We start from the raw sequence: 11,084 nt of genomic DNA, 5'->3' as shown, positions 1-11,084 counted from the left end.
CGCAAGAAATGCGCAGGACGCGCATTTCTTCACAAACTCTGACTCGTGATCCGGCCCTGGCGATCGACGATGCCATAATCCGCCCCCGGCAAGCCGGCGACGGCTGACACATCCATCAGGCGTGACGACTGAGCGCTTGTGAATTTTTCAAGCGCCGAGGCCGGCCAGGGATGGCCGGACGCGAATCGAGCCCTTGAGGGCTTGATTCGCGCGAGCCCGTCCGGGCGTGTACCGGACGGGCGACGCAAGAAATGCGCAGGACGCGCATTTCTTCACAAACTCTGAGAGCTGACTGCCCTTCGGCAGGCCCACGCCGCGACGCGGCAACAACAAAAACGGGCCCGGGGTGCCGCATCGACGGCCTGCCGCAGGCACCCGACGGAGGACGCCCGCATGCTCAAGCGACTGGATCACGTGGAGTTGGTTCCGAGCGATTTCGACCGCAGCCTCGAGTTCTACACCCACGTGCTCGGTGGCACGCTCACGCACCGTTACCCGGTCGACGATCCGGTCATCGCCGAAATCGCCTACGTGAGGCTCGGCGACTCGGCCGTGGAACTGCTGCGCGTGCCCACCGCCGAAGCACAGGCCAAGACCGGCGAGCGCATCGGCTACCGCCTGATGGCCTTCGAGGTCGGCGACATGCTGCACACACTGACGGCCCTGTCCGCCAGCGGCGTCACGCCCAGCTGGGGGCCGGTCGAGACACCGGCCTTCATCCGCGCCGAGATCACCGACCCCGACGGCAACCCCATCGAGCTGCGCCAATGGCGACAGCGACCATGAGCCGGCCCGACGTCGGACACCCAGTCCGCCCCTGACAGCCCCGGTCACGATGACGCTCTACGGCATCCCGAACTGCGACACGGTCAAAAAATCCCGCGCCTGGTTCGCCGCGCGCGGCGTGAATCTGACTTTTCACGACCTGCGCCGCGACGGCCTGGATGCGGCGCGCCTGACGCGCTGGCTCGCGGCGCTCGGCGCGGCGCGCCTGCTGAACCGCAGCGGCGCGACCTGGCGCAAGCTGGACCCCGACCAGCAGCGCGCCGCCGACGATGACGCCACCCTGATCCCCTTGCTGCTGGCGCAGCCGACGCTGATCCGCCGCCCGCTGGTGGAGATCGGCGATCGGGTCACGGCCGGTTTCGTGCCCGAGACCTGGCAGGCGCTGCTGGCAGACGGTCCATGAGCGCGGCACTCGATCTCGCCCGGGCGCTGATCCGCCGCCCCTCGGTCACGCCGGACGACGCCGGCTGCCAGGCGCTGCTCGGCGAGCGTCTTTCGGCGCTCGGCTTCACGCTCGAACCCATGCGTTTCGGTGCGGTCGACAACCTGTGGGCGCGGCGCGGCGTAACCGGGCCGCTGTTCGTGTTCGCCGGCCACACCGACGTGGTGCCGGTGGGCGATCGCGCCGCCTGGAGCTGCGACCCGTTCGCCGCCGAGCTGCGCGAGGGCCTTTTGATCGGCCGCGGCGCCGCCGACATGAAGGGCGCGCTGGCCGCCATGGTGGTGGCGGTGGAGCGGTTTCTCACCGCCAGCCCGCAGCCCGCCGGCTCGATCGGCTTTCTGCTCACCAGCGACGAGGAAGGCGATGCCGTCGACGGTACGGTGCGCGTGATGCAGGCGCTCGACGCCCGCGGCGAGCGCATCGACTGGTGCCTGGTGGGCGAGCCGTCCAGCGACCGGCGCCTGGGCGACGTGCTGCGCGTCGGCCGGCGCGGCTCGCTCACGGCGCGCCTGCGCGTGCTGGGCGTGCAGGGCCACGTGGCGTATCCCGAAAAAGCGCTCAATCCCATCCACGCCTTCGCGCCCACGCTGGCGGCGCTGTGCGCCGAGGATTGGGGCGGCGACGATGCCGCGTTTCCGCCGGTGAGCTTTCAGATTTCCAACATCCATGCCGGCACCGGCGCCGGCAACGTGATCCCGGGCGAGCTGCTCATCGACTGCAATTTCCGCTTCCCGCCCAGCCCGGGCGCCGACGCGCTCCGGGCCCGCTTCGAGGCCATCGTGGCGGCCGGCGGCGCGCGCTGCGAGATCGACTGGACGCTCGGCGCGCAGCCGTTCCTGACCCGCGGCGGGCGGCTGCTGCAGGAAACGCGCGCCGCGCTGGCCGACGTTCTGGGCGTGCAGCCGCTGCTGTCCACCGGCGGCGGCACCTCGGACGGGCGCTTCATCGCGCCGAGCGGTGCCGAGGTGGTCGAGCTCGGCCTGCGCAACGCCAGCATCCACAAGGTCGATGAGTGCACGCCGGCGGCCGACATCGACCAGCTCGCCGACGTGTACCAGGCGCTGCTGCACCGCCTGCTGGGGGGCGGCGCATGAGGACGCTCGCCGCGTTCGGCCGCGCCTTCGCGCTCGGCCTGCTGCTGACGACGCTCGCCGGCTGCGCCGGCTGGGGCCACCGCGAGCCGGTGCCGCTCGCCCCGCCCCCGCCGCCGCCCGAACCGTTCGCCCTCAACACCTTCGAACTGCCCGACGGCCGTGACGTCATCGGCCGCCTGCGCTACACCACCGTGCAGGGCGAGGAAACCCTGCTCGACATCGCCCGCGCCTACGATCTGGGCTACGACGAGCTGCTGGCCGCCAACCCGGGCGTCGATCCGTGGACGCCGCCGGTCGGCCAGCGCGTGCTGCTGCCGACCGCCCACGTGCTGCCGGATGCGCCGCGGCAGGGCCTGGTCATCAACCTCGCCGCGCGGCGGCTTTATTACTTCCCGCCGGCGCAGCCGGGCCGGCCGCAACAGGTCGTCACCCACCCGCTCGGCATCGGCCGCGAGGGCTGGAGCACTCCGCTCGGGCGCACCAAGGTGGCCGCCAAACACGCCGCCCCGCCGTGGGTGGTGCCGGCCTCCATCCGCCGCGAACACGCCGCCAAGGGTGATCCGCTGCCGGCGGTGGTGCCGGCCGGGCCGGACAACCCGCTCGGCAGCCATGCGCTGCGCCTGGGCTGGCCGAGCATCCTCATCCACGGCACCAACAAACCGGCCGGCATCGGCCTGCGCGTCAGCCACGGCTGCATGCAGCTTTACCCGGAGGACATCGCGCCGCTGTTCGAGGCGGTGCCGGTCGGCACGCCGGTGACGGTGGTCGATCAGCCCTACCTGGTCGGCCGCGGCGACGACGGCCTGCTGCTCGAAGCGCACGAGGCCACCAAGCCGATGCCCCCGGCGCGCCGTGAACGGGCGCTGACGCGTGCCATCGAGGCCGCGATCGCCCGGCATCACCTGCAGGATTCCGCCCTGGTGGACCTCGAGCTCGCCCACGCGCAGGCCGGGCAGCACCGCGGCTATCCGCTGCCCATCGAAGCCGGCGCGCCGCCGCTCGATGTCTACCTCGCCGCGCTGCCGGCGGCGCCGCCGCTGCCAAGCCCGCACGTGGCGCCCGTCGGACAGGGTGACTGGTACGTCGATCTCGGGCGTTTCAAGTCCGAAAACAACGCCCGCCGGCTGGTGGCCATGCTCACCCACCAGGGCCCGCCGATCCCGGCCCGGCACCTGGCCCGCGACGGCCAGCACCAGGTACTGGCCGGGCCGTTTCGCTCGCGCGCCGTGGCGACGGCAACCGCCAAGCGGATCGCCAGCGACCTCGGCGAGACCGGCAAACCGGTGCGCCTGCCGCCCGCCATGGCCAGCAACGATGACCCGCCCATCGCCGCGCGCTGAGGAGACTCTGCACACCCACGCGCCCCCGGACGAACGCGCTGAATCAATCAGCGCGTTCGAGACTGCGCCGAACCAAAACACGATCCCGCAGGAGGAGTCCGCCATGAGCCACGCCATCGACTACCGCCACGCCGCACCCGCCCCGGCGAGCACACCCGCCGCCCAGCGCGCGCTTTACCTGACCGAGCGCGACTTCATGGGCGCCGCGCTGCCGAAACCGATCGAAAAGGTATTGCCGCCGGCGGTGATGGCGCCGCAGGACGGGCCGATCGATTTTTCCGCCGAACTCGGCCTGCCCTACCCGGCCACGCTGCCGGCGCTGCTGGCCGGCACCCATGCCTTGAAGCCCGGTGCCACGGTGGCGGTAGGCGAGGCCGCCGGCGGCGTGATCGTGCTGGTGCTGGCAGGCACGGGCGAGTTTCGCGCCGGCGCCGAGGCGGTGACGGTGGCCGCCGGTGACATCCTGGCGGTGCCGGGCAGCATCGGCGCCACAGCGCAGGGCGGTGCCCAGGGCCTGCGCTTCTACTACGTGGACGACAGCCCCATGGCGCGTTACATGGGCTGGCAGGTGCAGCCGACGCCGCGCATCGCCTTCACCCACTGGCCGGCGGCACGGCTGGCGGCCAAGCTCGAAGAAACCAAAGCCCAGGGCATCACCGCGTCGGGCGTGTTCCTGGCGCACCAAGGGCTCGAGCGCGAAAAACTCGCCACGCCCAACCTGTTCGCGCACCTGAATCGTCTCGCGCCGGGCGCTGCCAACACCGTGCATGGCCACGCCGCGGCCGCCATCACCTACGTCATCGACGGCAACGAGGCGAGTTACTCGCTACTCGGCGAAACCTTGAAGCACGGCGCCATCGTCGATCCCGTGCGCGTGGACTGGCGGCCAGGACAGGTATCGCTGACGCCGCCCAACCTGTGGCATGGCCATTTCAACGACGGGCAGACCGACATCCTGACCCTGGTGGTGCAGCTGTCCGGTGTCTACTACAACGACCGCACCATGAATTTCCGCTTCGCCGTCTGACCAGCCACCGCAGCGCCCTGCCGGGCGGCGGCAATCAGGCTGACTGCGCCGGGGCCGCCGGCCGCGTCACGTCAGGCACGCCATCGGGACCGCGCCGGCGGTCCACGTACAACGCGCCGCCGGCGGCATCGCCGTGGCGCAGCTTGGCCTGGTGTTTGGCCTCGCTGGCCAGCGCCGCCACGTCGTGGTGCGAACGGCAGCGCGCCGGGTCCGGCAGCACCACGCCGATCGACAGCCCCAGCAGCGGAAAGAACTGCGCCTGACCGCGCCGGTCCTCGCTCCACACGCCGCCGGCGGCGCGGTCCTCGGCGCTGTAGAACTCGGCCGCCGCGGCGTTGAAGGTCACCAGCAGACGCTCGCAGCGCGCGCGCCAGTCGTCGCTGCCGAGCACCAGCACGAAATCGTCCCCGCCGATATGGCCGACCAGGTCCCGCTCGCCGTTGCAGTGCTGCACCGCCAGCTCCGCCAGGCGCTTGATCACCTCGTCGCCGCGACCGTAACCGTATACATCGTTGAATGGCTTGAAATGGTCGATGTCGCAGTAGGCGACGGCAAACGGCGCCTGCCGGCGCAGCAAGTCGTCGATGCACTCGTAGACCGGCACGTTGCCCGGCAGCAGCGTCAGCGGGTTGGCGTGGTGGGCGGCGCGCACCTGCAGGTCCGTGATGCGGCGCAGCAGGTCGAGCACGCGCACCATGCCCAGGTACTGGCCGGCGCGGGTGACGATGAACTCCTGCTCCACCTGCCCGGCGGCGACGTCGGTCAGCAGGCGACTGACGTCCGCCAGTTGCAGACCGTGCTCGACCGTGAGCGGCTCGGTCTGCATGAACCAGGACGCCGGCTTGCGCCCGTACAGGTCGCGCCCATAGCGGCTGAGGTAAATGTCCGTGAACGGCAGGCGTTGCACCGCCCCCACCACCCGGCCGTCGGTGAGCACCGGCAGCGTATTCAGGTCCGGCTGCTGGCGAAACAGCACGCCCACCGCCTCCATGCACGTGTCGGGGGTGATGGTCGGATTCGGCCGCGCCAGCTCGCCCACCGTCTGACCGCGTTGCCAGCGCCAGGCAGCGCGCAGCGCCGGCAGATCGCGCTCGAACAGACCGGCCGGCAGCGCCAGCGGTGGCTCGGCAGCCGGCCGCGCCAGGTGGTAGCCCTGCGCCAGCTCGATACCGAGCTCGGCCAGCGCGCCGAACTCGCCGGCGGTTTCCACGCCCTCGGCCACCACCTGGGCGCCGGCGCTGCGCGCGATGTCGCCCATCGAGCGCACGAACTCGCGCTTGACCGGATCGTCATCCAGGCCGCGGATGAAGTGCTGGTCGATCTTCACGTAGGCCGGGCGCAGCTCCGACCACAGGCGCAGGCTGGCGTAGCCGGCGCCCAGATCGTCGATGGCGACCGTGTAACCGGCCGCCACATACGGCTCCAGCGCCCGGCGCACGCCGTGCGAGTCTTCGAGCGGGTAGCGTTCGCTGAGCTCCAGCACCACCCGCTGCGGCGGCAGGCCGGTGGCGCGCAGCTGTTCGACCGCCTGCTGCGCATCGTAGGCCGGGTCCAGCAGCAGGCACGGCACCATGTTCAGGAACAACTGCCCCGGCAGGTCCATGGCGAGAAACTGCCTGGCGGCCAGCCGCCGGCACAGCAGGTCGAGCTCCGCCAGGCGCTTGCAGTGCTCGGCCGCGCCGAACAAAACCAAGGGGTTGTGCAGCGGACTGTCGGCCGGACCGCGCACCAGCGCCTCATAACCCACCAGTGAGCGGCCGCGCAGCGAGGCGATGGGCTGAAACAGGATGCTCAGCCGCTGCTGCGCGAGCACCGTGGCGAGCTCGAGGCACAGACGGTAGGTGTCTTCGGGGGACCAGGGAGGCATGCTTCAAACGGCGTTGGCAAAAAATGGGAGCCGCGCGAGCTTGCGAAACGCACGTGACACCACCGTTACCGACGCCCCACCCGCCTCGGCCATAATCGAAACCACCGACATTCGCATTACCCAGGAGGACGACATGAACGCACCTACCGTGCCCGCCGCCTTGGACCTGATCTGGCCCAAGGACGGCTACACCCGAGTGCCGTACCGCGTCTACCAGGACCCGGCCATCTACGACTTGGAGCAACAGCGCATCTTCCGCGGCCGCACCTGGAACTACGTGGCGCTGACCGCCGAACTGCCCAACGCCGGCGACTACAAGACCACCTTCGTCGGCGACACGCCGGTCATCGTCACCCGCGATGCCGCCGGCCAGTTCCATGTGCTGGTGAACCGCTGCGCGCACCGCGGCGCGCTGGTGTGCCGCGACCTGCGCGGCAACGCCGACACGCTGACCTGCGTCTACCACCAGTGGGCTTACGACGCCAAGGGTGACCTGATCGGCGTGCCGTTTCGCCGGGGACTCGGCGGCAAGGGCGGCTACCCGGCCGACTTCGACCTGAAACAGCACGGCCTGCGCAAACTGAACGTGCAGGTGTTCGGGCAGTGCATCTTCGCGAGCTTCGCCGACGACATGCCGTCGGTCGAGGACTACTTCGGCCCGCGCATGGCCGCCTACCACCGGCGCCTGTTCAACCGGCCGGTCGAGGTCATCGGCTACCACCGCCAGTTCGTGCACAGCAACTGGAAGCTGTACGCCGACAACACGCACGATCCCTACCACGCCAGCCTGCTGCACCTGTTCCACGCCACCTTCGGCCTGTACCGGGCCTCGCAAATCTGCGGCACCGAGATCGACGGCTTCGAGCAGATGCACAACTGCATCCACTCGCGCGCCGGCACCGACGAGGGCCGCATCGAGGGCTACAAAAAAGAAGGCGGGCGCTCGTACCAGGAGAACTACGCGCTGGCCGATCCGAGCGTCCTCGAGGGCTGGCCGGAGTTCGCCGACGGCGACACGCTGTGCATCCACGTCATCTTCCCGAACCTGGTCGCCCAGCAGATCGCCAACACGCTGGCCACGCGGCAGATCGTCACCCACGGCCCGCAAGCCTTCGAGCTGGTATGGACCTACTTCGGCTACGCCGACGACACGCCCGCCGAGCGCGCCATGCGCATCAAGCAGATCAACCTGATCGGTCCGGCCGGCCTCATCTCCATGGAAGACGGCGACGTGTGCGAACTGGTGCAAAAGGCCATCGTGCGCGACGGCGACGAGGCGTCCATCGTCGAGATGGGCGGGCGTGACATCGCCGACATCGACAGCACGCTGACCGAGGTCGGCATGCGCGCCTTCTGGCGCGGCTACCGCAAGATCATGGGCTTGTGAGCGGACCGCCGCGGCGGCAGCACCTCGTCAGCGGCCGCGATCCGTGCCGCCGACGGCACCCTCGCCCGACCGGCGGCCGATCCAGGCGATGATCTCGCTCCCCGGCATCGGGCGCGCGATGCCGTAGCCCTGCGCGATGTCGCAGCCCATGCCGGCCAGGGTGGCGGCCGTGGCGTCGTCCTCCACGCCCTCGGCCACCACTTTTTGATTCAGGGCGTGCCCGAGGTCGATCATGGCCTGCACGATGCGCCGCGTGGCCGGCTGGTCCAGACCGGCCACGAAGGCGCGATCGATCTTCAGGCCGCTCAACGGCAGCTCGCGCAGGTAGGCCATGGACGACTGGCCGGTTCCGAAGTCGTCGAGGTAGATCGACAGCCCCAGGCCGTGCAAGGTCTGTAGCACCCGCAGGCTGAGCGCCGGCTCCTGCATGACCGCGGTTTCCGTCAGCTCCAGATGCAGGCAGGCCCGCGGCAGCGGCCAGCGCTGCAGCAGCCCGGCGACACGACCGACGAATTCCGGATCGTGCAGATTGCGCGCCGACACGTTGACTGCGATCGGCAGCATGAGCCCCGCCGCCGCGCAGCCGAGCGCGAGCCCGCACACCTCGTCCAGCACCGCGTGGGTGAGCGGGCGAATCAGGCCGGTCTTCTCGGCCAGATCGATAAAGCGTGCCGGCGGCACATCGCCGTGCCGCGGGTGACGCCAGCGCGCCAGGGCTTCCATGCCGCAAATGCGCCCGCTGCGCAGGTCCAGCTGCGGCTGCACGTACACGGCCAACTGCCGCTGGTCGATGGCCACGCGCAGGTCCGACAACAGGGCGAGCCGCTCGCGCCACTGGCGGTCGACGTTCGGCGGCGCCAGGGCGACCGGCGAGGCACGGCCGGCCGCCTCGTTCGCCGCCAGCTGGGCAGCTTGCAGCACCCGCTCGGCGTCACCGTGCCGGTGGTCACCACCGAGCGCAATACCCACGCTGGCGCGCACGTCGATGCCGATGCCGGCCAATTGCACCGGCGCGCTCAGGGTGGCCAGCACCCGGCCGGCCTCGCGGTTCGCCGCGGCAGCGTCGGCGCCCGCCAGCAACAAGGCGAACTCGGCCTGGGTGACGCGCGCAAGCAGCGTCGGTGCCAGTGCATCCAGCCGCTGCGCCAACTCCTTCAGGTACACCTCGGCGCTGCTCTGCCCCAGCGTGGCGGCGATCTCCCAGTAATTTTCGAGCTGCACCACCAGCACCGCCAGCTGGCCAGCATCGGCCAGCAGCCCGCCGGTGCACTCCAGGAAACTAGCCTGATTGGGCACGCCGGTCACCGGATCGAAATACGCCAGATGCTGCAGGCGCGCCTCGGCCTGCTGCTGGCGCACGCGCAAGCGCGCGGCGGCGATGCCGAACGACAGATCGTCTGCCATCTCTGCCAGCAGCGTGCGCTCGCGCTGGTGAAACGCCTCTACCTCGGCGGCATGAATCGTGAACACGCCGATCACCCGCCCGTCCACCTTCAGAGGCAGCACCAAACCGGACTTGAGGCCGCGCCCGGCGGCGGTCGCAAACAGGTCGTGCACGGCCGGACGATGCGCGTTGCCGAGCATGACCGGCTGCCCGCTGGCGATGGCCTCGGCGGTCGGCGTGCGGTGGGCCAGCGCGGTCTGCCAGTGCGCCTGCAGGTAGGCGGCGAAACCGCCGTCGTCGCCGGCACGTGCCATGGTCTGGATGCCGCCGTCGTCAAGGTAGGACACCCAGGCGCAGCGGTAACCGCCCACCCCGACCGCCACCTCGCACATGGCCTGCAGCAGATGCTGCTCGTCGGACTCGTGCAGCAGCGCGCGGTTGCCGGCGCTGAGCACCGCATACGCCCGCAGCGCGCCGTCGACCCGCTGCGCCATATGGTTGAAGGCGCTGCGCATGGCAACCAGCTCTGCCACCCAGCCGCTGGCCGGCAGGCGCACACCCTGCTCGCCGTCCGCCAGGCGAGCGGCGGCGACCGCCAGGCGGCGCACCGGCTCCACCACCGCCATATTCACCACCAGCCAGGCGAGGCCAGCCAGCACCAGCAGCGCCGCCCACACCACCAGCGGCTGACGCCGGACCGCCGTGTCGAGCGTGCTCGCCAGGGCGTCCGGGGGCCAGCCGAGCACCAGATACGGCGGATCGGACAGCGCCTCGCCGCCCAGGCGCAGATACATGTAATGACGCGCCGAGCCACCGCCGTTCGGTACCGGTACGACGCCTGCCTGCGGTTGCTGCCGTATCAGGCTGGCGAGCGCCGATGCCGGCACCGGCAGGGCCAGATCATCCGGCGCGCGCGGCGGGTAGCGCGCCAGCTCGCCGAGCTGGTGGTCGAGCAACACCAGCGTGGCCCCGGCCGGCAGCAGCGCCGAATCGAACAGCTCCGACATCCAGCCGGTGCCGATGGCGGCGAACACCACCGCACGCACCGCCCCGTCATCGCCCAGCAGCGGCAGGCCGAAATTGATGCCCGGTGCACCGGTGATGCGCCCGACCTGGTAAGTTCCGGCGGCGAAGCGTCTGGTTTCGACCGCGCGGCGAAAATAACGGCGATCGCCGAGATTCAGGCCCGGGGGAACCGGCAGCGCCGAACACAACACCCGGCCGTCGACGCCGATGACGCCGAGATTGACGAACGGGCCGCCGGCGGCGACCAGCCGGCGCATCAGGACGGTGCAGCCTGGCACGTCCTCGACCAGGCGCGGCACTTGCGCCAATACCGCCAGCACGGTTCGGGCGTCCGCCACCACCTGGTTGTGTCGACGCGCCACGTCATCGGCCATGGCTCGCGCATGCAGGGCGGTGTCCTCACGCGCCGCGGCGCGCAGATGCTCGGCCGACCAACCGAGCAGCGCCAACATCGGCAGCGCCAGCGCCACCACCGCCGCGGCCGACACCGCGCGCAGACTCGGCCGTCGAAGCGGACCACGATCGGCGGGCCCGGTGGCGGGTTGATCGCTGCTCGGTCCCGACATGATTCCCCTGCAAAAGCTGAAACCCCGTGCCGGAACTTTCTCAGCGTGCCGAAGGAAATTCGGCAAAATCCCGTCCACGGTTTTTATACGCTTGCTTCACAACCAAACGCTTGCGCCATATGGTCAGGCCGGGAGCATGCTGTCCCGGACGCCGGCACCGCAACG

General features: G+C 70.5%; 8 protein-coding genes. 6 read left to right on the top strand and 2 right to left on the bottom strand.

Going from position 1 to position 11,084, the window contains the following annotated elements; genetic code table 11:
* The first annotated feature begins 393 nt into the window (after window positions 1-393).
* From PHC73_RS06695 to PHC73_RS06675, 5 genes are all read left to right on the top strand, one after another.
* Entirely contained in the window at window positions 394-786 is a 393-nt protein-coding gene (locus PHC73_RS06695; protein ID WP_300125990.1) for a VOC family protein, read from the top strand.
* A 49-nt stretch (window positions 787-835) separates the two neighbouring features.
* Complete coding sequence (locus PHC73_RS06690; protein ID WP_300125987.1) at window positions 836-1,189, top strand: Spx/MgsR family RNA polymerase-binding regulatory protein; 354 nt, start codon at window positions 836-838, stop codon at window positions 1,187-1,189.
* Window positions 1,186-2,322 (top strand): succinyl-diaminopimelate desuccinylase, encoded by a 1,137-nt coding sequence (gene dapE / locus PHC73_RS06685; RefSeq protein ID WP_300125985.1) that lies wholly within the window; start codon window positions 1,186-1,188, stop codon window positions 2,320-2,322. Before PHC73_RS06690 ends, dapE begins: the two co-directional genes overlap by 4 nt.
* Window positions 2,319-3,662, top strand: a complete 1,344-nt coding sequence (locus PHC73_RS06680; RefSeq protein WP_300125983.1) for a L,D-transpeptidase family protein — start codon at window positions 2,319-2,321, stop codon at window positions 3,660-3,662. The genes dapE and PHC73_RS06680 overlap by 4 nt, the downstream gene beginning before the upstream one ends.
* A 103-nt stretch (window positions 3,663-3,765) precedes the next feature.
* On the top strand, window positions 3,766-4,689 hold the full coding sequence (locus PHC73_RS06675; RefSeq protein ID WP_300125981.1) for a cupin domain-containing protein: 924 nt from the start codon (window positions 3,766-3,768) through the stop codon (window positions 4,687-4,689).
* 34 nt (window positions 4,690-4,723) lie between these two features.
* On the opposite strand, the gene PHC73_RS06670 is transcribed toward PHC73_RS06675, so the two are convergent.
* The gene (locus PHC73_RS06670; RefSeq protein WP_300125979.1) at window positions 4,724-6,556 is read right to left on the bottom strand and encodes an EAL domain-containing protein; all 1,833 of its coding nucleotides are present in this window, start codon (window positions 6,554-6,556) and stop codon (window positions 4,724-4,726) included.
* A 133-nt stretch (window positions 6,557-6,689) separates the two neighbouring features.
* On the opposite strand from PHC73_RS06670, the gene PHC73_RS06665 reads away from it, so the two are divergent.
* Window positions 6,690-7,943, top strand: coding sequence for a Rieske 2Fe-2S domain-containing protein (locus PHC73_RS06665; protein WP_300125977.1), 1,254 nt, complete (start codon window positions 6,690-6,692; stop codon window positions 7,941-7,943).
* 27 nt (window positions 7,944-7,970) lie between these two features.
* Here PHC73_RS06665 and PHC73_RS06660 read toward each other — a convergent pair whose 3' ends face one another.
* Window positions 7,971-10,841: an EAL domain-containing protein gene (locus PHC73_RS06660; protein ID WP_300125974.1), complete on the bottom strand. Its 2,871-nt coding sequence runs from the start codon at window positions 10,839-10,841 to the stop codon at window positions 7,971-7,973.
* Window positions 10,842-11,084: the final 243 nt, after the last annotated feature.

This window comes from Immundisolibacter sp. (assembly GCF_028696615.1).
Lineage (GTDB): Bacteria > Pseudomonadota > Gammaproteobacteria > Immundisolibacterales > Immundisolibacteraceae > Immundisolibacter.
This window is presented reverse-complemented; position numbering and strand designations above follow the sequence as displayed.